The organism is Polyangium sp. y55x31, from assembly GCF_029946505.1.
Classification (GTDB): domain Bacteria; phylum Myxococcota_A; class Polyangia; order Polyangiales; family Polyangiaceae; genus Polyangium.
This window is the reverse complement of the sequence record NZ_JARZHG010000001.1, coordinates 42,236-64,141: the sequence shown is the minus strand read 5'-3', so window position 1 is coordinate 64,141 and position 21,906 is coordinate 42,236. Positions and strand designations below refer to the sequence as shown.

The following is a 21,906-nucleotide window of genomic DNA, read 5'->3' as shown; positions in this document are numbered from 1 at the left end:
TCGGTGGTGCGGCTGGAGCGATCTGGATGAAGAACATGGCCTTCCAGAAAGTGGGCGACTACATCGTCCTCGTCCACAACGCCATGGCGCCCACCGACGAAGAGTGGGACGAATGGATGCAGCACTACACGTATGAGTCCATTCTCATCATAACGGACGGGGGCGCGCCGACGGCCTCGCAACGCAAGCGCCTGAAAATGCGCGTCGATGAGCTGCGCGCGTCGCCGAGCTACGTGCCGAACAGGAAAGAGCCGAAGGTGGCGACGGTCACCGCGTCTTCGTTCGTCCGCGGTGTGCTCACGGCGCTTCGCTGGTTTTACCACGATGCGTATGCGGCTTTTCCGCCGGATCACATCAATCAGGCGCTCACGTATCTCGACGTTCCGCCGCGGTATCACATTGCGATGAAGACCGCGGTCCAGACGCTCCGCCTCGCGCTCAAGAAGGCCAAGGCCGGCGGGTCGTCGAAGGCGATGCCCGACGAGGGCTGACGCCGCGGAAATGCAAGCGACCAGGGGACGAACCCTGACGAGCCTTGGTGGTGACAATTACACCGGACGCGCGTGACGACGGCCTTGACGCTGTCGGGGCCGTTCGATAAAAACGGGTGTTGGTCCGTGGCTCGAGCGCGTGTGAGCGCGCTCCGGCCACGACGAATGTCGGACCCGAGATCGGGCCCCGAGGCTTTTCGTCGCCCGAACGTGAGACCGCTGGAGGCATCGCACCTTGCTTGACGCGAAGAGTCGGCGCTTCCGTGCTTCGGTCGCTCCCCGAGGGGGTGAAGGGTGAGCAGCGAACGGGCGCCAGCCGCAGGCGGTGAGCCACGACCCGTATCGACCACGGAGTCACCGGCCCCGCCGAGCGTCAATCCGTTGTCGGACGGACCGTCGTCGGTGCGTTTTCCACGGCTTACCGCGGAGGGGCGGGCGGCGCTCGGAATGCTCGACGAGGATCGCAGGAGCGAGCCACCGCCGTCGGTGCGGTTTGCGCGGGCCATACCGGAGGCGCGGCACTCGTCGTGGGGCCCGCCGCGTGACGAGGACCATTTGACGGAGCCGCCGCCGTCGGTGCGATTTCCGCGGGCAATGCCGGAGGCGCGGCACTCGTCGTGGGGCCCGCCGCGCGACGAGGACCATTTGACGGAGCCGCCGCCGTCGGTGCGATTTCCGCGGCCGATGCCGGAGGCGCGGCATTCGTCGTGGGGGCCGCCGCGCGACGAGGAGGGGCTCAGCGAGCCGCCGCCGTCGCTAAGGTTCCCGCGGGCGCCGCTCTCGGCGCCGCCGCTCGGGATGCGCAGCGACGAGGAGGGGCTCAGCGAGCCGCCGCCGTCGGTGCGGTTCCCGCGGTCGATCGCGCCGTCGGCGTCGGAGCGAGCGCCGGGGCGTGACGACGACGTGCTCTCCGAGGGGGGAACGTCGGTGCGGTTCCCGCGCCTGACGGCCGAGGGGCGCGCGGCGCTCGGGATGCGCGAGGACGAGCCGCTCGGGGAGGCGCCGAATTCGGTGCGGTTCCCGTCGCGGCGTTTGTCCGACATGCGGCCGCCGCGGCCCTCGGAGGCGCCGCGGTCGACGGACTACACGGAGAGCCCGCCCTCGGTCCGTTTCCGGCGGGTGAGCGGCGAGGCGGGGCCGGGATATCGGCTGCGCGAGGGCGCGTGCGCGGTCGCGCTGCAGACGGAGGGGCGCTGGATCCTGCCCGCGTCCGTGGTGCGGCTCTCGCCCTCGGCGGTGTGGTTTTCCCCGGGCGACGGGCTGATCCCGCGGCTCGGCGGGCGCGTCACGGCGTACATGCTCTCGGGCAAGGGCGCGGTGGGTCCGGTCGAGGGCGTGGTGGTCTCGATCGAGCCGACGGGGCCGCAGGGGAGCGTGCTCGTCAGCGTGCAGTTCGAGCGGGTCACGCGGGATCTCGGCCGGAAGATCCTCGGCCTCTTGCAGGAGCTCTACGTCGTCGGGCACGCGGATCTCGCGCGGAGCCTGTCGCGCGTCCGCGAGCAGATCGACGATCCGGGCCGGGTGCGGGCGATCCTGCGGGCGCTGATTCACGCGGGCAGCGAGGGGCTCGTCGTGGGGTCGGACGTGCCGGTCAGGGCCGAGAAAATCGAGGCGCGCGAGGAGACGCGGGTCGTGTGGAAATCGGCGCGCGACTGGGGCGCGCCGCCGTACATCGTGGATCTCGGCGGGTACAACTCGATTCACCGGATCCACCTCGACAAGGCCGAGTTCGACGCCGACGGGCGCGTGACGACGCCGATGCCGACGCGGATCGAGCGGGTGCGGCACCGGTGGTTCCGGCGGTGCAAGGTGCAGCGGCCGATCACGGCGTCGTTCAAGCACCCGATATGGCCCGAGGTGGTCGTGTCCGGGCGGCCGGTGCTCGACGTCTCGTTCGCGGGGTTGTGCTTCGAGGTCGACGCCGACCAGGATCTCGTGTTCCCGGGCCTCGAGATGCCGGACATCGAGGTGTGCGTGGGGGACGACGCGCCGCTGCACATGCACGGCGAGGTCCGGTACGTGCTCCCGGGGCGCAATGGGACGAAGGCGCGGTGCGGGCTCAAGGTGGCGCCGCGGACGTCGAAGGACGAGGGGCCGTGGATGCGGCTCGTGAGCCAGGAGCTGCACGAAAAGACGCTCGGCGGATCCGAGACGCCGGAGTCGATGTGGAGCCTGCTCCAGCAATCGGGATATTTCAATTTGTCCGGTAAAACTCCGGATCAATTCGAGCCGCTGAAGAAGACGTTCCTGGAGTTCGGCGCGCGGGCGGCGGCGGCGCCGCGGATCATCTGCCAGGCCGTGTGGCCGTCGGAGCGCGGGATCGAGGCCTCGCTCTCGGTGGCGAAGATCTACAGCGGGAGCTGGCTCGTCCACCAGCTCGCCAAGCGCCCGGGCAAGGCGCCCGGCGTCGCGCACGTGCGGCAGATCCTGCGCGACATCTATCTGCGGGCGTTCGAGTATCCGCAGCTCGATCCGGCCTTCACGTGGGCGCTCGCGTTCATCGACGGCGAGGTGCCGTGGTCGATGGCGCACCTCGATTTCGCGCGGCCGTACGTGGATCAGGGCCTCGCGGCGATCCGGCCGTTCCGGCTCCTCGAGCTGCAATCGGCGGCGACGAGCGAGGTGGTCTCGGGCGAGCGCTTCGACGTCGGGCCCGCGGCGCCGTTCGAGACGGCGTGGCTGCTCGACGAGCTCAGCAAGACGCATACCGCGGCGCTGCTCGACGCGCTCGATCTCGTGCCGGAGCGGGTGGAGCTCGGGGAGACGGCGCGGCTCTGGAAGGAAGCGGGGATGGGGCGCGAGCGCGTGTTCTTCACGGCGCGGCGGGCAGGCGTGCCGGTGGCGGCGGCGATCGTGGAGACGGGCGAGACGGGGACGAATCTGTTCCGGCTGCTCGATTGCGTGCGCCTCTACGAGCTCGGCCGCGGCGGGCGGGCCGCATTCGTCCCGTTGATGGAAGAGGCGCGGCAGTTTTATCGCAATCGCGGTAAATCGAGCTTCGTGTACATGCACGAGCACCCGGACGGCGAGCACATCGAGCGCTGCAAGATGCTGGATCTCGGGCCGGGCAATTGCTGGGCGATATCGGCGCAAATTCTCCCGGAGTTTCTGGAGCACGTCTACGAGCTGACGGCCATCGGCCGGTACAAGCCGAAGCAGGGGAAGGAATGAAGCTCGCCGAGCGGCTCGCGGCGCTCTCCGCGGACGTGGATCAGGAGACATGTCAGCCGGCGCTGTTTTCGCTGGCGGATTCGTGGGATCGTCGGAAAGTCGAGGAGCTCGTCGCCTCAGGCCAGGTACGCGAGGTGCACGATCGGTACGTCGATCAGCTCGCCGAGCTTTGCGCGACGCGATCGCCCAAGCAAAGGCTGCGCGGCGCGGCGCTCGACGAGGTGGTGCGGGCGGCGCTCGGGGACGGCCCGCCGGAGGAGCGCGGGACCTGGGTCCATTACCCATGGAGCGGGCGGCTCGTGCACGTGCTCGGCGAGGCCGATTATCGCGAGCTACGTTTTTCACGCAATCGATACAAGATCACGCCCGACGAGCAGGCGCGGCTCCGGGACAAACGGATCGGCGTGGTGGGGCTGTCGGTCGGGCAGGCGAGCGCGGTGACGCTCGCGCTCGAAGGCGTGGGCGGGATGCTCCGGCTCGCGGATTTCGACGAGCTCGCGCTGTCGAACATGAACCGCCTGCGCGCCGGGGTGCACGAGATCGGCTTGCACAAGTGCGTGATTGCGGCGCGCGCGATCGCGGAGATCGATCCGTACGTGCGGGTCGAGGTGATCCGGACGGGAATCACCGAGGAGAACGTCGAGGCATTCCTGACCGAGGGCGGAAAGCTCGATCTGGTGATCGAGGAGTGCGACGACCTGTATACGAAGGTTTTCCTGCGCGAAAGGGCGCGGGCGCACGCGATCCCGGTCCTGATGGAGACGAACGATCGGGGGATGCTCGACATCGAGCGTTTCGATCGGGAGCCGGATCGGCCGGTGCTACATTCGCTCCTGCGCGGGCTCTCGGCGGCGGATCTGAAGGCACTGACGCCGGCGCAGAAGGTGGCCATCGTGCTCCGGATCATCGGCCCGGATGCGCTGAAGGGTCGGCTCGGTGCGTCGATGCTCGAGGTCGAGGAGACGACGACGTCCTGGCCGCAGCTCGCCTCGGGGACGATGCTCGGCGGCGCCGTGTCGACCGACGCGGCGCGGCGTATGCTGCTCGGCGAGCTTTCGCGATCAGGTCGATATTTCGTGGACCTCGACGTCCTCGTGAAGGACGGGCGCGAGGCCGAGGTCCTGGTCGACACGGCGATGGAGGAGGCACTGTCACGGAAACCCCTCCCATCGCCCGAGGCGCCACCGCTCGCACGGCCAGCAGACAAGCGCACGGTCACGAAGGAGGACGTGCGCAGGCTCGTGGGCTTCGGCATACTCGCGCCGTCGGGCGGCAACGCGCAACCGTGGCAATTCGTCGCAAAGGGCGGGCGGGTGCGATGCAAGGTGTCGCAAGACGCAGGGCGGACGCTGAACGATTTCCAGCGCGCCGCGAGCTTCGTGGCCGTCGGCGCAGCCGTGGAGAACATGGTCCTCGCCGCGCCCGCGATGGGGCTCTCCGCCAAGGTCGTCGAGGCGCCCGACGAAAGCGATCCACTCGCCGCATGCGACGTGGTGTTCCGCGTGGACGACTCGTCCTACGCAGTCGATCCACTCTGCACGGTGATCGGCGCGCGCACCACGAACCGAAAGCCCGGCAAAGGCACGCCGCTCTCGGAGCGCGCAGCCGCACGGCTCACGGAGGCCGCAGAGGAGCGAAACGGAAAACTTCTGCTCGTGACCGATCGGGCGGCCATTGCCGAGATGGGAGAAATCCTCGGGCAAGCCGATCGAATGTTATTCCTGTCGCGCAAGCACAACGAGGAGATGGGCGCAGAGCTGCGCTGGACGGAGGAAGAGGCGCTCCGGACACGAGACGGTCTCGACGTGCTCACGCTCGACGTGCCGCCGCCAGCCCTCGCAGCAGTACGGCTCGCGACGACATGGAAGGCCGTGGAGTTCGCAGCAAAGATGGGCGGAGGCGGGGCGCTCGCAAACTCCGCGCGGCGCTTGGTCGCATCCTCGTCCGCAATGGCACTCGTGCTGGCTCCAGGGACGTCGTCGCGCTCCTACTTCGAAGGCGGGCGCGCACTCGAGCGCGTGTGGCTGGAAGCAACAGCGCAAGGACTCGCAATCCAGCCTTGGTCAGCAATGCTCTATCTCTTCGCGCGGTTCGAACGGGGCGGAGGCAAAGGTCTCGAACCCAAGGTACGCGAGCAACTCGGCGAGCTCCGGCAGCGGTTTTTGCGAGTGTTCGAGGTGCCCGCGGAGCACGCGGAGATCCTCCTGTTCCGGCTCTCGAAGGCAGATCCGCCGACAGCACGGTCGCTCCGGCGGCCGGTCGAGGACGTGCTCTCGTTTCTGTAGGGGTTTGACCTGAGGGCGCTGCGCTGGGGCGTTGCCCCAGGCCCCAGCAGGGGCTATCCGCCCCTGCACCCGGACCAGCGCAAGCGCTGGACTCGGGGTCGATGAACTGCGCGATGCGCAGTTCATCGAACGGGCCAGGTTAGGGCCGGCAACGTTCCTGCCAACCGAGGCGGCGGCGCCGACGGTTCGGCTTGAAACGCACCTCCAAGGTCTTGCCACCGGCCTGTTGGAAAAACTGCGCGGAGCGCAGTTTTTCCACCTGAGGTCCAGGGCTTGCCCTGGTCCGGGTCGAGGGGCGGACAGCCCCCGCGGGGTCCGGGGCAGCGCCCCGGCGCGACGCCTCAGCTAGTCCGCGATCGGCCAGCGCAACCTTAAAATCTCGGGGGCGATGCGGCGGAGCTCGGCGCGCAGGGATGTGGCCGTCATGCGTTGCTCCGGGTTGTGGCGCAGGCACTGGAACAGAAACATGCCTACCGAGGCGAGCCGACCTTGCGAGAGGCGACGGATTTTTGGGGGCAGACCGTCGTGCGTGAGGTGCGCCGAGATCAGGGCGACGTCGCTTGGACCGTCGAAGAGCGTGTCGCCGGTGAGCACCTCGTATGCGAGACAGCCGAAGCTGTAGATGTCTGCTGTGAGCGGCGTGGCGGTCGCGCCCTCGGGCACGATGTCCCAGACTTCGGGCGCGCCGTAGTTCGCGGTGGCGCAGCCGGGCCGGATGTGACGGCCTGCGAGGCCGAAGTCGACGAGCACGGGGCCTTTGCCGCCGCGCAGGATGATGTTCGAGGGTTTTACGTCGAGGTGGCCGATGCGGACCGAGTGCATCGCTTCGAGGCCTGCGAGCACGCCGTCGAGCAGGGCGAGCGCGGTTTGGATCGTGAGGCTCCGGCTGTCGATGAGCTGATCGCCGCGCACGCCCTCGATGAGCTCCATCACGAGGATCGGCTTCGGCCGCGCGCCGGCGTCGAATGTGACGAAGCGCGGTAGGTTCGCGTGGTCGGGGAGCGATAACAGCGCGCCGGCCTCCTCGCGGAAGAGCTTCAGGAACTCGGCCTCGGAGACGCTGCGCGCGGCGGTCGCGTCGTAGTCGGGTACTTTGAGGGCAAAACGTTCGGCGTTCGGGTCGTGCCGCTCCTCGGCGCGCGTGACGATGAAGACCGTGCCGATCGCGCCGCCGCCGAGCCTTCGGTGGACGAAGTAGCCGCCGATCGTGCGGCGCGGCGGGAGCCACGCGGGCAGGGGGAGATCGGTCGTGGGCAGCTCGTCGGGCTCGCTCGCGCCGGCGCCGGCGCGCTGGCCGGGCAGGGTGCAGAGGCGCGGCAGGACGAGCGAGGCGACGAGCGCGATCGGCGCTGGCACGGAGGCGCGGGCGGCGGCGACGAGTTTTTCGATCGCGGCCTGGAGCTCGGGGGGAGCGCCGCCTTCGCGGGCCATGCCGGCGGCGAGGGCGAGCGCGTGGGCGCCGAGGAGCGTGGAGTGCGGCGTCTCGTCGCTCTCGCCGTCGCCGAAGCGGCGGCGCGCGGAGGCTGTGAGACGCGCGAGTGCGACGAGCGCGTCTTCGAGGGAGACGAGCGGCGAGCCTTCCTTCGTGGCGGACTCGGCGAGGGGAGCGAGGGCGCGCGCGGCGCGGACGGCGTCGAGGCCACGCGCGAGGCGGGCGAGCGCGGTGCGCAGGGCTTCGGTGCGCTGCGAGGCGCCCTGCGGGAGCTCGGTGACGAGGGATTCGAGCGCGGCGAGGGCGGTGTCCATGCGCTCCTCGGCGCCACGATCGGCCGCGGCTGCGTTGATCGCGTCGGTGAAGCGGGAATGGCAGGCGAGCAGCTGGCGGACGTCGGGGTGGACGCTCGCCTCGGCGAGGATCGCGAGCGTCTCGGGATCGCCGCTCCGCATGCAGGCGAAGAGCAGCACGTCGGCGGCGTCGGCGGCGTGCGTGCGGACGAGCGCGTCGAAGGCGCGCGCGACGGTGGCGACGACGGCGCGGCGGAGGGGTGAGCCGGGCTCCGCGGCGAGGCGCTTCGAGAGCACGTCGCAGGTGTCGAGCAGGCGGCGTTTTCCGCGACTGCGGGCGGCGTCGCCGTCGCTGTCGCCGTCGGTGCTCTCGCCGTCGACGACGTGCAGCAGGGCGCGAAGGTTTCGCTGGTGAAACGTGGCGTGCGGAGGTGTGCCCTCGGGCGGGGACTGGGCCTCGACGCGGAGGAGCCAGCGCGTGATGCGATCGTCGAGGGCGTCGAGCCCTTGCGCGGCGCCGTCGGTGCCGGAGCCGCGTCGTTCGAGCAGGAGCAGGCTGCGGAGCGCGCCGGACTCGTACAGGTTCGAATCGAGCTCGCGGACGAGGCGGGCGGCGGCGCGACGGGAGAGGTTCGTCTGCGGGAGGCCGGGCGGCAGGGCGCTTGGTTTGACGGGGAGGCCGCCGCGCGCCGAGGGCGTGGGGTTCGGGCCTGCGTCGAGGGCGTCGAGGGCGTCGAGCGTGCTCGCGGCGAGGTCGAGCGCGGCGAGGGCGCGGGCGTGGGCCTCGCGCGAGCCGCTCTCCACGAACGCGTCGACGGCGCTGCGCACGGTGGCGGCGAGCTCGGAGGGCTCGCGGCCCTCGAGATCACGAAGAATGCTCTGACCGAGCGCGGTGAGGCCGTCGTCGGTCTGCGGGGCCGCGAGGCTCACGGCGAGGGCTTGCACGCATGCGGCGCGCGCGCGTGTGCCGAACGCGGGGCCGAGCTCCACGCGGAGATCGGCGACGCTGTCGGCGACGGCGATCGGATGGGCTGCGGTGATGGCTTCGAGCAGCGCTTCGGCGGCCTCGGGCTCGGCGTCGGCGGCGCGGGGCAGGCCCCAGACCATGGCGATCGCGAGGCCGGGATCTTCGCGGAGCAGGCCCGACGCGAGCAGATCACGGCTCGTGGCGAGGTTGTTCTCGGGATCGACGGCGATGCTCGCGACGAGCGAGGTCGCGGCGCGGCGCCACTCGGTCGGCGTGAGGTTCGGCGCGAGGTGTTTTCGGATCTCGCGCTCGAGCTCGGGGAGCGCGCCGGAGAGCAGGCCACGCGCGGCCGCGACGTGGCGCCAGACGAGCGTCTCGCGATCGGCGAGCAGGAGGTGGTAGGCCTCGAGGACGACGTCGGGCGCGGTGGCGCGGCTCGACGAGGCGGGTGCGCCTTCGCTGAGGCCGCGGAAGAGGCGCAAGGCGTCGTCGTCGCCCTGGCTCGCGCGGCGGACGGCCTCGCGCGCGGCGCGTTCGAGCAGGCGCGCGGCGAGGCGGCGCTCGGGGAGCGAGCCCGTGGAGGCGGAGCCGACCCAGTCGCGCGCGAGGTCGCGGCGGGAGACGAGCGCGAGCGCGAGCGGATCGACGGGCACGTCGACGCTGCTCGGGAGCTGCAGGGCGAGGGCGATCCGCGCGCGCACGGGCGCGCCGGCGAGCGCGCGGGCGCTGCCGAGGGCCATGCGCGTGGCGAGCGCGACGAACGTGGCGGCGCTGCCGTCGTAGAGCTGGGCGAGGACGCGCCTTCCGATCTCGCGGCGCTCTGGGCCGAGCGGCAACGCGCCCGTGATCTCGTAGAGCGCGACGGCGGCGGCCGCGGGCGCGAGCCAGCCGAGATCCTCGAAGAGCCCGTCCGCGAGCGCGACGCGGATGCCCGCGAGCAGCGCCTCCGGGGAGAGGCCGTCGAGCGGCGGCGGGCCGTCGAGCGAGGCCTCGATCGCGAGCGAGGCGATGCTCTGCCGGAAGACGCTGCGGCGCGCGCTGCGATCTTCGTACCTGTGGAGCTCGAGGAGTCCGTCGAGGAATTCGGCGCGCGCGCGCAAGTGTGTGCCTCTAGCTCGCCATGATTCCCTGGAACGACGTACGTGGGCAACGTTTTTACCATCGTCTCAGGCGGAACGATTTCGAGCGCTTGCGAGGGACCGTTCCGTTTGCGAGGGTGCAGACATGTCGAAGGATCCGAGCGAGGCGCGTGCGCGGCTCGAAGCGATGTCGGTGGGGTTTCGCGCCAAGTACGTGACGTACGACGAGCTCACGCGGCAGGTGCACGCCTGGGCGGAAGGTTTTCCCGAGTTCGTGCGGCTGCGGAGCCTCGGAAAGACGCCGGAGGGACGCGACATCTGGCTGCTCGCGATCGGGCGGGATCCCGAGGGAGATGGGCCGGCGGCGTGGGTCGACGGCAACATGCACGCGGTCGAGCTTGCCGGGTCGAGCGTGGCCCTCTCCATCGCCGAGGACGTGATCCGGAACCTGGTTTGTCCGAAGGAACCCTTGCACGATCTGCCCGCGCACCTGGGAGCGCTCTTGCGGGAAGACGTGGTGTTTTACGTGCTGCCGCGCATGTGCCCGGACGGCGCGGAGAGCGTGCTGCGTACGGGCAGGTACGTGCGATCGAACCCCCGTGACGATCGGCTCGGCCGCGGCGCGCCGTTCTGGAAGAGCGGCGACGTCGACGGCGATGGGATCGCGCTCTCGATGCGGAGGCTCGATCCGGCCGGGGATTTCGTCGGTTCGCCGGAGGATCCGGACCTCATGCTCCCGCGGCGCATCGAGGACGCGGGGCCGTTTTACACGGTCTATCCCGAGGGCACGATCGAGCACTGGGACGGTTTTTCGATCCCGGCGCCGGACTACCTCGCGGACAACGCGGTCGACATGAACCGCAACTTTCCCTACGGCTGGGCGCCCGAGCCGCACCAGAAGGGCGCCGGCGCGTACGCCACGAGCGAGCCCGAGTCGCGCGCGGTCGTCGAGTTCACCTCGAAGCACCCGAACATCTTCGCGTGGGTGAACCTGCACTGCTTCGGCGGCGTGTTCATCCGCCCGTCGGGCGAGCAACCAGACAACCGCATGGATCCCACGGATCTCACGCTCTACCGGACGCTCGAGCGCTGGGCCGAGGACATCACCGGCTACCCCATGGTGAGCGGCTACGAGGAGTTCCTCTACGAGCCCGACAAACCCCTTCGTGGCGAGCTCAGCTCCTACGCGTACGCGCAGCGGGGCACGGTCTCGATGGTGTGCGAGCTCTGGGACTTCTGGAAGCAGGTGGGTTTGCCCGTGCTGCGCCCGTTCGTGTGGAATTATCAGCGGCGCACGCGCGAGGACACGATGCGCATGGCCGCCTGGGATCGCGAGCACAACCAGAAGCGGATCGTCGGCGCGTGGCGGCCGTTCGTGCATCCGCAGCTCGGGCCGGTCGAGATCGGCGGGCACGATCCACGCTTCGGCATCTGGAACCCGCCGCCGGATCGGCTCGGCGAGCTCTGCGAGCGGCAATCGCGCTTCTTCCTACGCCTCGCGTCGCTCGCGCCGCGGCCGCGGCTCGTGGAGGCGCGCGCGACGCGGCTGGAAGGTGATCTGTGGGAGGTCTCGGCCGTCGTCGAGAACCTCGGCTTCTTGCCGACGTTCGTGCTCTCGTCGGCGCGGAACCTTCCCTGGAACGACGTGGTGCGGGCGCAGGTCTCGCTCGGCGACGGCGTGACGCTCGTGTCGGGCGAGCGCGAGGCGGAGGTGGGGCACCTCGAAGGCTGGGGCGCGGTGGACGCGATGAGCTCGCCTGGATTCCCGCGGACGGGCGGTGGTCCGCGGCGCGGGCGCGTGCGCTGGATTGTGCGGGGGCGCGGGGTGGTGACGATCCGCGCAGGCTCGCCGCGCGTGGGCAAAGTGGAAGCGCGCGTGGAAGTGGGATAAAGCAGCCTCGGCCGCCGCCGAGGTTCGGTCGAGCCGGCTGTGGAGGGTGTTCCGTGATGTCGAGGTCGCTCCTGGGGTTGCCGCTCGCCGGCCTGCTCGCTGTTTCGCTCTTCGCGTGTGAGTCGAAGGACACCCCGCCGGTGCCCGCGCCGGAGAAGGTCGACGAGGCGAAGGCGAAGGCCGACGCGCCGAAGCCCGAGGCGAAAACCGAGGCGAAGCCCGAGGCCGAAGCGAAGCCCGACGAGGCGAAGACGCCCGAGGCCGAGGCGAAGGTCGAGGCCCCGAAGGACGAGCCCAAGGCCGACGAGAAGGCGAAGGCCGCGCCGGCGGACGAGGCGAAGGCGGCAGCGCCGAAGGGCGATACGAAGCCCGCGGCCGACGTCGCCGCGAAGACGTCGGTGCCCGACGCGCCGAACGGGATCCTGCCGAAGGGCGCCGCGGACAAACTCGTCAAGGCGGGCGGTCGGCCGATCGTGCGGCTGCTCGCGGCGGGCGGCGAGCCGCGATCGGCCGCGTCCTACGTGCTCGTGAAGGGCACGTCGAAGCCGCTGCGCATGGGCATGGAGCTCGAGATGAGCATGAGCGCGGCGGGCATGAACCTGCCGCCCACGAAGATGCCGCGCATGGTGATGACGTTCGACTTCTCGACCGGCGACAAGAAGGGCAGCGACTGGCCGATCGAGGGCACGCTGAAGGACGTCGGGGTCGAGTCGCAGGCGGCGGGGCAGGACAAGATCGCCGAGGCGCTGCGCCCGCAGCTCGAGCCGATCAAGGGGCTCGGGATGCGCTACTTCGTCGACGAGAAGGGCCGCGTCCACGACGTGACCATGAGCATGCCGAAGACCGTGCCGCAGGCGGCGCAGCAGATGATGACGGGCATGACGCAGTCGATCGAGTCGATGACGGCGCCCTTGCCGGACGAGCCCGTGGGCAGCGGCGCGAAGTGGGAGGTCCTCGGCCGGCTCACGGCGAACGGCGCGGATCTGCTGCAGGTCTCGACGTTCACCCTGAAGGAGCGCAAGGGCGACGTGCTCACGCTGGACGTCACGGTGAAGCAGCTCGCGGCGAAGGACACGGTGACGCCGCCGGGCATGCCGCCGGGCGCGTCGGCGCGGCTCGTCGCGTTCAAGTCGCAGGGCAGCGGCACGAGCGTGCTCGATACGAAGGACGTCGCGCCCTCGGGCGGATCGATGACCGTGAAGAGCTCGATGACGCTCGAGGTGCAGGTGAGCGCGGGCGGCAAGACCGAGAAGCAGAACACCTCGATCGACACGAACGTGACCGTGTCGTACTCGCGCAAGTGATCGGGGAGGCAGGCGCATGAGCGACGAGGCGGGGCGCGCGCTGGATCTCGGCGCGTTTCGTGCGGCGTACAGCCACTTTCTGCAGGGCGATCGTGTGCTCCTCACGGGCCACTCGCACCAGGCGTGGCCCGATGTCGCGCGCGCGGCGATGATCGAGGCGTTCGACGGCGCCGCGCACTTCGTGGACGACAAGTGGTCCCGCGCGGTCTTCCCGAAGATGGAGTCCGTCGGACGCCGCATCCTCGGGCGGCTCGGGTTCGACGAGGGGGACGCGATCTCCTTCGGCAAGAGCACGCACGAGCTCGTCACGCGCCTGCTCTCGTGTTTCCCGCTCGCCTCGGCGCCGCGCGTGGTCACGACGCGGTCCGAGTTCCATTCGTTGCACCGCCAACTATCGCGGCTCGCGGAGGATGGCCTCCGCGTGACGTGGGTCGACACGGCGGAGCGCGAGACCCTCGTGGATCGTTTCCTCGAAGCGATCGTGCCTGGCACGAGCCTCGTCGCGCTCTCGGCCGTGCTGTTCGAGGATGCTTATGTCGTGCCGCGGATCGGGGAGATCGCGGCGCGCGCGGTGGAGGTCGGCGCCGTCCCGCTCGTCGACGCGTACCACGCGTTCAACGTCGTGCCGATCGAATGGGGCCCTGCGAAGGACGCGCTCTTCGTGACGGCCGGCGGTTACAAGTACGCGGCGCTGGGGGAGGGGATCTGCTTCTTGCGGTCCCCCGCCACGACGAACCTTCGACCGGCGGATACCGGCTGGTTCGCCGATTTTTCGGCGCTCGAAGGCGAGCGTACGACGGCCGTCGGGTACGGGCCGGGCGGCGCGCGGTTCTCGGGGGCGACGTTCGATCCCACGCCGGTCTACCGCGCGGACGCGGTGCTCCGGCACTGGGATGCGTTCGGGCTCGATGTCCCGGCCCTGCGCGCGATCTCGCTCCGGCAAACGCGCCGCATCCTCGCCCAGCTCGACGCGGCGGGGCTCTCCGATCGCGTGGCCTCGTCCCGCGTGGATGCGCGGCGTGGAGCTTTCGTCGCCGTACGATCGGCGGGAGCCGGGCATGTCGTCGACCGGCTGCGGGCGCGCGGGATCTTCGTCGATTCGCGCGGCGATCTCGTGCGGATCGGCCCCGCTCCGTACCTCACGGACGACGAGATCGATCGCGGCACGCTCGCGGTCGCCGAGGAGATCCGCAGGGAGGCGGCGTCGTGAGTCGCACGTACGTGCCTCGGCTCGATGACGCGCGGGTCGCCGAGGCGGCGACGCAGACGCACGTGATCTGGTCGGGCGGCCGCACGCTCGAAGCGCACATCGAGGGCCAACGCGCGCAGCTCCGCCGCGCCGGGCCTGCGATCCTGCGGTACACGGGCCTGCTCGACGAGAGCGGACGGCTCGTCGCGGGCATCAAGCGGTACGGCCTCTCCGTGAGCGTCCCCGGCGGCGGCAAGGCTCCGGCCGTGGGCATCGGCGCGGTCTTCACGCGGCCCGACGCGCGCGGGACGGGCGCTGCAAGCGAGCTTCTTCGCGCCGTGCTCGACGAGGCGCGGGCCGACGGCGTCGCGCTCGCGTTGCTCTTTTCGGACATCGATCCTGGCTTCTACGAGCGGCTCGGCTTCGTCTCCTTGCCCTCGCTCGAACACACGGCGACCGTCCCCGCGCTCCCCGCCGAGACCTCGCTCGACGTGCGTCCTTCCACGCCCGAGGACGAGCCCTGGATGCTCGAGACCAACGACGCGTCCTGGGATCTTTCGTTCGTGCGGCCTGCGCGCACGCTCGAGATCCTGCGGTACTTCCGCTTCCGCAACCACGGCGATCTCGGCTGGATCCTGCGTCGTGACGGGCGCGATGTCGGCTACGTGCTCGCCGCGCTCCACGACGGAAAACGCGACGACGGCGCCGAGCCGCCGCCCCGCACGTTGTGGGTCGACGAGTGGGCCGCGCCCGGGATCCCGCGGGAAGACGTCCTCGGCGCCATCCGACGGATCGCGCTCACCGAGGGCGCCGCGCACGTCGCGAGCTGGCTCCCGCCGCACCTCGAGGGCAAACCGTTCGTCGCGCAGAACCGTTCCACCGCGATCGCCATGGTCCGCGCGCTCGGCGGGCCCATTCCCACCATCGATCCCGGCCAAACGTTTTTCGGGTCCTTGGATCACTTCTGATCCAGCCCTTGCAACGTTTCGTGGTTCCGGTACTCTTGTTGAACATGATTGTCATCTTCGCCCGTCTTCGGTCACTCGTGGCGCTGCTCGCGGCGGCGCTGGTGCTCGTGGCCGCGCCCCTGGCGAGGGCGGATTACGGCGATCCACCCGAGGTCGAGGCGCAACGCCTCGTGCACGTGCTCGGCTACGTGGGCGCGGACTACGGCGGCGCCGTGGAGAACGGCGCGATCACGAACCAGGGCGAGTACGACGAGCAGCTCTCGCTCCTCGACGACGGCGCGAAGATCGCCGGCCGCATCCAGCCCGCGCTGCCTTCCGATGCGCCGCGCGTCGATCTGCCTGCGCTCGTCGGCAAGGTGCGCGGACTCGTCGAGAAGAAGGCGCCCGCGAGCGAGGTGACGGCAGCGACGCTCGATGCGCGCACGGCGATCCTCGGCTCGTTCCGTCTCGCGGAGGCGCCGGCGACGGCCCCGAACGCCGAGCGAGGTCGTGCGATCTTCCAGAAGCACTGCACCGAGTGTCACGGCGAGCAAGGGCGCGGCGACACGCCGAAGGCCGCGACGCTGAATCCGCGGCCCGCGAATTTCTGGGATCCGGACGTGGCCGACGCCATGACGCCCTTCCGCGTCGCGAGCACCGTGCGCTTCGGCGTGCAAGGCACCGCGATGGTGCCGTTCTCGCAGCTCAGCGAGGCCGAGCGGTGGGACGTCGCGTTCTACGTGGTCTCGCTGCGACACACGGAGGCGCCCGCGGACGGATCGCCGACGTACGCGCTCGCGGAGCTCGCGACCCGCTCGGATGCGTCGCTGCGCGCGGAGCTCCTCGCGGCGGGCGTGGCGCAGGATCGTGCTTCCGCGATGCTCGCGGATCTGCGCAAGCGCGCGCCTTACGAGGATCGCGCGGCCCGCTCGCCGCTCGCGCTCGCGCGGGCCAAGCTCGATCGGGCGCGCGTCGCGCTCCAGCGTGGTGATCGCGAGGGCGCGAAGGGGCAGATCATCGACAGCTACCTCGAAGGCGTCGAGCCGGTCGAGGCGCAGCTCAAGTCGATCGACGCCGGCATCGTGGCGCGCATCGAGGACCACTACATGGTCATGCGTGCAGGGCTCGATCGGGGCGAAACGCCCGCCGAGCTCGGTGCTGCGATCGGCCGGACGCTCGCGGAGCTCACGGCCGCCGAGTCGAGGCTCAAGGAAGGCGCGAAGCGGACGAGCTTCGTGTCCACGGCGATCTCGAGCGGCGGCATCGTCGTGCGCGAGGGCGTCGAAGCCGCGCTGCTCATCGCGGCGCTGCTCGGCCTCGCGGCGCAGGCGGGACACTCGGACAAGAAGCGCTACGTCCACGCGGGCTGGACCGCGGCGATCGCGCTCGGCATCGTCACGTTCCTCCTCTCGCTCCGGCTCGTCACGATCTCGGGCGCGAAGCGCGAGCTCATCGAGGGCATCACGGCCCTGCTCGCGACGGCCGTGCTCTTCTACGTGAGCTACTCGCTGCTCGCGAAGCGCGAGGTCCAGCGCTGGATGCGCTTCCTCAAGGAGCACATCTCGCCGCGCAAGGCCGCGCTCTCCCTCTTCGGCGTCTCGTTCCTCGCGGCCTACCGCGAGGCGTTCGAGACCGTCCTCTTCTACCAGGCCCTGCTCGCCTCCGACGCCTCGACGCTCGCGGCCCTCGTGGGCGCCGCCGTCGGCGCGATCGTGCTCGTGATCATCGTGGCCATGTACACCCGGGCCGGACGTTTCGCGCCGCCGCAGGTCTTCTTCCGCATCTCCAGCTACCTGCTCTACGGCCTCGCGGTCGTGTTCATCGGCCAGGGCCTCTCGGCGCTGCAGATGGCGGGCGTCGTGCCGGCGCATCGGGTCGGGCTGCCGAGCGTGCCCGTCATCGGCTTCTACCCGACGCTCGAGACGATCACCGCGCAACTCATCCTGCTCGCGCTCGCGGTGGGCGCGTACGTGTGGAACAAGCGTTCGCCCCAGCCGGGCCCCCCGCCGCGCGGGGCGACGCCCGCGCCTGCCAAGGGCTAGAGAGGTGCCTGTGCATCAACCGCATCGCGGTCGATGCACCTGAGGTCCAGGGCTGGCCCTGGTCCGGGTCGAGGGGCGGACAGCCCCTCGTCGGGTCCGGGGTGAAACCCCGGCGCTACGCTGTGAAATACCCTCTTAGAACGCGACCCGGTGCACCGCCGGGGCTCCCGGGTGCAAGAGCCGGAGGCCTAGGCGGGCGACGTCCTCGGCGTTCATCGCCGGCTCCGCGAGATCCCACTCCAGGTACATCTTGTCCCCGTCGAAGCAGCCGAAGCTCGTCGACACGCAGAGCATCGGCTCGCGATCGATCGCGTAGCCCGTCCGCGCGACGTCGTGCCCGTACACGGCGACGCGCGCGTTCGGATGGATGGCGCGCAGGAACGACCAGGCGCGCTCGGACGAGGTCGTCCGAGCCCAAAGGAGCGCCCCGAGTGTCCCGCGGGCGGCCATCTCTTCGAGCGTCAGGCCTGTACACCCGTCGAGCGACAGGTTCTCGAGATCGTCGCGGCTCTGGATGCGCGCGTGTGGCGCTGCGTGCAGCATGACGAGCTGAGCCTTCGGGGCCACTGCGACGAACGGCCAGGTACGAAACCAGGTGCGCATCGCCAGCGTGCCTTCGTCGCCGAGCAGCTCCTCGAGCCGCATCGCTTCGTCGGGGAAGAACTTCGCGACGATGGGGCCGCCGACGTGCGCGTGCTCGTGGTTGCCGAGCAGATAATGAACGCGACCCGGGTACCTGTTTTGCAGGTCGCGCGCTCGTTCGAGCAGCCCCGGCGAGTCGCCTTCGTAGTAGCTGCCGAGGTAGTCGGGCCAATCCATCTCGGCGAGCTCGGGCCCGTGTACCAGGTCGCCCGTGACGACCAGGACGGCCCCGTCGGGCTCGCGGGCGGCGCGTTCGAAAATGGATGTGATCCGCTCGAAATCGTCCACATGACCCTGCAGGTCCGTGGCGACGATGAGCTTGCCGCGTTCTGGGAGCACGACGACGCGTCGCACAGCGGGCGAGAGTACCGCACTTCGGTCCAGTTGCTCGTGAAAGCGCGTCACGCCCTCGTCATATCGGGCGGAAGCGGGTGCAGTCCCTGCGGAATGTCACCCGGTAGCGTCTCGCTGGCCTGGGGGCTACTCTACCGCGCCATGAACAATCAGAGCCTTTCCGCGTGGGTCGACGAGGTGGCCCGCCAGACGGAGCCCGACCGCGTGGTGTGGTGCGATGGTTCCGAGGAGGAGTATCGCGGCCTCGTGCAGGCCATGCTCCGGGACGGCACCCTGCACGAGCTCGACCAGGCCGCGTACCCCGGGTGTTACCTGCACCGGAGCCATCCGTCCGACGTGGCGCGCACCGAGCACCTCACCTTCATCTGCTCGGATCGTGCCGAGGACGCCGGGCCGACGAACAACTGGATCTCGCCCGCGGACGCGCGCGAGAAGGTGGGCCGCCTGTTCGACCGCTCGATGCGCGGACGGACGATGTACGTCGTCCCGTACCTGATGGGCCCGGTCGGCTCGTCCGCTTCGAAGGTCGGCGTCGAGGTCACGGACAGCGCTTATGTCGCGGCCAGCATGCGCATCATGACGCGCATGGGGAAGGTCGCGCTCGAGCACCTCGGCACGTCGAGCGACTTCTGTCGCGGCCTGCACTCGCTCGGCGACCTCGACCCGAACCGCCGCTTCATCGCGCACTTCCCCGGGGAGCGGCTCATCTGGAGCGTCGGCTCGGGCTACGGCGGCAACGCGCTGCTCGGCAAGAAGTGCTTCGCGCTGCGCATCGCGAGCACGATGGCGCGCGACGAGGGCTGGCTCGCCGAGCACATGCTCATCATGGGGCTCGAGGATCCTCAGGGGAACGTCACGTACATCTGCGCTGCATTCCCGAGCGCCTGCGGCAAGACGAACCTCGCGATGCTCGTCCCGCCCGCGAGCCAGTCGGGCTGGAAGGTGTGGACCGTCGGCGACGACATCGCGTGGTTGCGCGTCGGCCCCGATGGTCGGCTCTGGGCGGTCAACCCCGAGGCTGGCTTCTTCGGCGTCGCGCCCGGCACGAGCCGCAAGACGAATCCGAATGCGCTCGCCACGGTCCAGCACAACACGATCTTCACGAACGTGGCGATGACGCGTGACCGGCATCCGTGGTGGGAGGGCATGGATGGGCAGGTGCCCGATGCGCTCACGGACTGGCAGGGCCGGCCCTGGACGCCCGGGAGCAAGGAGCCCGCTGCGCATCCGAACAGCCGCTTCTGCGCGCCGGCGAAGCAGTGTCCTTGTGCGTCGACGCAGATGGAGGCGCCCGAGGGCGTGCCGATCAGCGCGTTCATCTTCGGCGGCCGCAGGGCCAAGCTCGCGCCGCTCGTGTACGAGGCGCGCGACTGGGCGCACGGCGTGTACCTCGGCGCGTCGATGGCCTCGGAGACGACGGCGGCGGCCACGGGCAAGGTCGGCGTCGTGCGCCGCGACCCGATGGCGATGCGCCCGTTCTGCGGATACAACATGGGCGACTACTTCGGGCACTGGCTCGAGATGGGGCGCGGCCGGCCGAACTTCCCGAAGGTCTTCCACGTGAACTGGTTCCGCACGAACGACGCGGGCAAGATCCTCTGGCCCGGCTTCGGCGAGAACCTGCGCGTGCTGCGCTGGATCAACGATCGTGTCCACGGCCGCGCGAGCGGCCGCGAGACGGCGCTCGGCATCTTCCCGAACGAGGGCGAGATCGACACGAGCGGGCTCGATCTGCCGGGGAGCGCGATGAGCGATCTCTTCTCGATCGATCGCGAAGCGTGGCTCGAGGACCTCGCCGATCAGGAGGCGTTCTTCGGATCGTTCGGCGACAAGATGCCCGAGGAGATCTGGCGCGAGCACCGCACGCTCCGTTCGCAGCTCGGGACCTGACGCGGCTTCTCCGCGAAGCGCACCCCGCGGCCCCGGCGACGACGTCGGGGCCGCGTCGTTTTCATCCTCCGCAATCGATCTCCGAGCCACATTTCGCACCGCGTCGTCACGCCGCGCCGTCACGGCGACGCATTGCGCTGTGCGCGAAATCTCTGCGCTGCATCTTGACCGCGCCATGCTTTACCGCTACTTGCACTTTCAAAATCTTTTGAAAGTTCATTCTGCCATGTCCGAGCGCGAGACCCCCAGACAGGACGACGGCCACGAGGCCGAGCTCATCGCGGCCGAGGCGATCGGCGACGTGATCGAGCACTGGGGGTTTCGTCGTGTCCTCGGGCGCGTGTGGACCATCCTGTTCATCGCGGCGGAGCCCTTGCCCGCGGCCGTCATCGGCGAGCGGCTGAGCCTGTCGGCGGGGGCGGTGAGCATGTCGCTCACCGAGCTCCAGCGCTGGGGCGTGGTCCGGCGGGTGTTCCGGCCCGGCGAGCGCAAGGAGTACTTCGAGGCAGAGACGGACTTCTGGAAGATGATCTCGAAGGTCTTCGACGAGCGCGAGCGGCTGCTCGCCGAGTCGGTGCGGGCGCGGCTCGAACGCGCGGTGGCGATGCTCGAAGCACGCCCGCGCTTGCCTGGCGCCGAGCAGCGCGCCGATCGCGTGCGCCGGCTGCTCTCCTTCGTGATCGTCGCCGAGACCGCGCTCGACGGCTTCATTCGATCGCGCCGCGTGGACTTTTCGCCGTTCGGCGACCTCATCCGTTTTCCGCTTCGCGTGGCTTCACGCAAGCGCAGGGCCTAGCCATCTCGAGACCCTTCGGTCCGGGGACGGCGCGGAAACGCCGTGCCCCGGCGGGAGAACCCATGTCGATCGCAACGTATCCCATCCAGCGCGTCCCGCATCACGACGTCGTCGGAACCCTCGAGCGTGGCTGCCAGGAGCACGGCCTCGATCCGCTCGCGGGCAAGCTCGCGGAGCTCCGCCTCTTCCTCGCGCACGACCTCGACGAGGTCGATCGCGCCATCTCGGCTGTGGGGCTCGGGGCGGAGACACCGGCCCAGGCGAGCGCGCGGCACCTGCTCTCGCAGGACGGCAAGCGCCTGCGGCCCATCGTCGTCGCGCTCGCGGCGCACGTGGGCAAGGGCTTCAACGACGCGGCGCGCGCCTACGCCGTGGCCGTCGAGCTCGTGCACAACGCGACGCTCCTGCACGACGACGTCGTCGACGTCGGAGCGCGTCGTCGCGGCGCCGACGCGGCGCGCGTCATCTACGGCAACGCCGCGAGCATCTTCGGCGGCGACTGGCTGCTCGTCGAGGCCCTGTGCCGCATCCAGCGCGCCGGCAGCGCCGAGGTCCTCGCGCGCATGCTCGACGTCATCAAGGAGATGGTCATCGCCGAGTCGATGCAGCTCGCGCGCCGCGGCAAGCTCGACACGAGCGTCAGCGACTATTTCCACATCGTCGACGGCAAGACGGCCTCGCTCTTCCGGTGGGCGATGTTCGCGGGCGGGCGCGCCGGCGGCGTGAGCGACGAGGGCTGCGAGGCGCTCGTCGATTACGGCAAGAAGCTCGGCGTCGCGTTCCAGCTCGTCGACGACGTGCTCGACGTCGCGGGGGATCCGGAGGCCACGGGCAAGACGCTGCTCGCGGATCTCGGCGAGGGGAAGATGACGTACCCGTTGCTCTGCGCGCTCGAGCGTTGCCCGGAGCTCGTGCCGCTGCTCGAGGCGGTGTGCGCGGGCGAAGAGGTCGGGCCCGAGGTGGGCGGCCGCGTGGCGTCGCAGCTCCGCTCGTCGGGCGTGGTCGACGAGTGCCTCGCGCTCGCGCGGAGGCTCTGCGAGGAGGCCATCGCGGGGCTGTCTTCGATCCCGGATGGAGTCGCCAAGAGTGCGCTCGTGACCGTCGCGCGCGCGACGCCCGAGCGCAGGAGGTAA

General features: G+C 70.2%; 13 protein-coding genes. 11 read left to right on the top strand and 2 right to left on the bottom strand.

Annotation, left to right across the window (positions count from 1 at the left end; translation table 11 throughout):
• The first annotated feature begins 26 nt into the window (after positions 1 to 26).
• The 3 genes from QHF84_RS00205 (at position 27) to QHF84_RS00195 (ending at position 5,947) form a co-directional block, all read left to right on the top strand.
• Entirely contained in the window at positions 27 to 491 is a 465-nt protein-coding gene (locus QHF84_RS00205; protein WP_281311069.1) for a hypothetical protein, read from the top strand.
• A 447-nt stretch (positions 492 to 938) separates the two neighbouring features.
• Positions 939 to 3,662, top strand: coding sequence for a hypothetical protein (locus tag QHF84_RS00200; protein ID WP_281311068.1), 2,724 nt, complete (start codon positions 939 to 941; stop codon positions 3,660 to 3,662).
• Positions 3,659 to 5,947, top strand: coding sequence for an Rv1355c family protein (locus QHF84_RS00195; RefSeq protein WP_281311067.1), 2,289 nt, complete (start codon positions 3,659 to 3,661; stop codon positions 5,945 to 5,947). Before QHF84_RS00200 ends, QHF84_RS00195 begins: the two co-directional genes overlap by 4 nt.
• 345 nt (positions 5,948 to 6,292) lie before the next feature.
• Here the strand turns inward: QHF84_RS00195 and QHF84_RS00190 are convergent, their stop codons facing one another.
• Positions 6,293 to 9,739, bottom strand: a complete 3,447-nt coding sequence (locus QHF84_RS00190) for a serine/threonine-protein kinase (RefSeq protein ID WP_281311066.1) — start codon at positions 9,737 to 9,739, stop codon at positions 6,293 to 6,295.
• 124 nt (positions 9,740 to 9,863) lie between these two features.
• On the opposite strand from QHF84_RS00190, the gene QHF84_RS00185 reads away from it, so the two are divergent.
• Genes QHF84_RS00185 through QHF84_RS00165 form a run of 5 tightly spaced genes read left to right on the top strand, consistent with a single transcriptional unit; the run spans position 9,864 to position 17,091 of the window.
• On the top strand, positions 9,864 to 11,609 hold the full coding sequence (locus QHF84_RS00185; protein WP_281311065.1) for a M14 family metallopeptidase: 1,746 nt from the start codon (positions 9,864 to 9,866) through the stop codon (positions 11,607 to 11,609).
• Positions 11,610 to 11,662: 53 nt separating this feature from the next.
• Complete coding sequence (locus QHF84_RS00180; protein WP_281311064.1) at positions 11,663 to 12,913, top strand: hypothetical protein; 1,251 nt, start codon at positions 11,663 to 11,665, stop codon at positions 12,911 to 12,913.
• Positions 12,914 to 12,929: 16 nt separating this feature from the next.
• The gene (locus QHF84_RS00175; RefSeq protein ID WP_281311063.1) at positions 12,930 to 14,123 is read left to right on the top strand and encodes an aminotransferase class V-fold PLP-dependent enzyme; all 1,194 of its coding nucleotides are present in this window, start codon (positions 12,930 to 12,932) and stop codon (positions 14,121 to 14,123) included.
• Entirely contained in the window at positions 14,120 to 15,070 is a 951-nt protein-coding gene (locus QHF84_RS00170; RefSeq protein WP_281311062.1) for a GNAT family N-acetyltransferase, read from the top strand. The genes QHF84_RS00175 and QHF84_RS00170 overlap by 4 nt, the downstream gene beginning before the upstream one ends.
• A 44-nt stretch (positions 15,071 to 15,114) precedes the next feature.
• Entirely contained in the window at positions 15,115 to 17,091 is a 1,977-nt protein-coding gene (locus tag QHF84_RS00165) for an FTR1 family protein (RefSeq protein WP_281311061.1), read from the top strand.
• Between the two features lie 135 nt (positions 17,092 to 17,226).
• Here QHF84_RS00165 and QHF84_RS00160 read toward each other — a convergent pair whose 3' ends face one another.
• A complete protein-coding gene (locus tag QHF84_RS00160) occupies positions 17,227 to 18,087 on the bottom strand; it encodes a metallophosphoesterase (RefSeq protein WP_281311060.1) in 861 nt (286 codons plus the stop codon).
• A 141-nt stretch (positions 18,088 to 18,228) separates the two neighbouring features.
• Between QHF84_RS00160 and QHF84_RS00155 the strand changes: the two genes are divergently transcribed.
• The 3 genes from QHF84_RS00155 to QHF84_RS00145 all read left to right on the top strand — a co-directional run bounded on the left by QHF84_RS00155 (position 18,229) and on the right by QHF84_RS00145 (position 21,906).
• Positions 18,229 to 19,977, top strand: a complete 1,749-nt coding sequence (locus tag QHF84_RS00155; RefSeq protein ID WP_281311059.1) for a phosphoenolpyruvate carboxykinase (GTP) — start codon at positions 18,229 to 18,231, stop codon at positions 19,975 to 19,977.
• Between the two features lie 226 nt (positions 19,978 to 20,203).
• Positions 20,204 to 20,773 carry a MarR family transcriptional regulator gene (locus QHF84_RS00150; protein WP_272423716.1) on the top strand — a complete coding sequence of 190 codons (570 nt, stop codon included), beginning with the start codon at positions 20,204 to 20,206 and terminating at the stop codon, positions 20,771 to 20,773.
• 62 nt (positions 20,774 to 20,835) lie between these two features.
• Positions 20,836 to 21,906 carry a polyprenyl synthetase family protein gene (locus tag QHF84_RS00145; protein WP_281311058.1) on the top strand — a complete coding sequence of 357 codons (1,071 nt, stop codon included), beginning with the start codon at positions 20,836 to 20,838 and terminating at the stop codon, positions 21,904 to 21,906.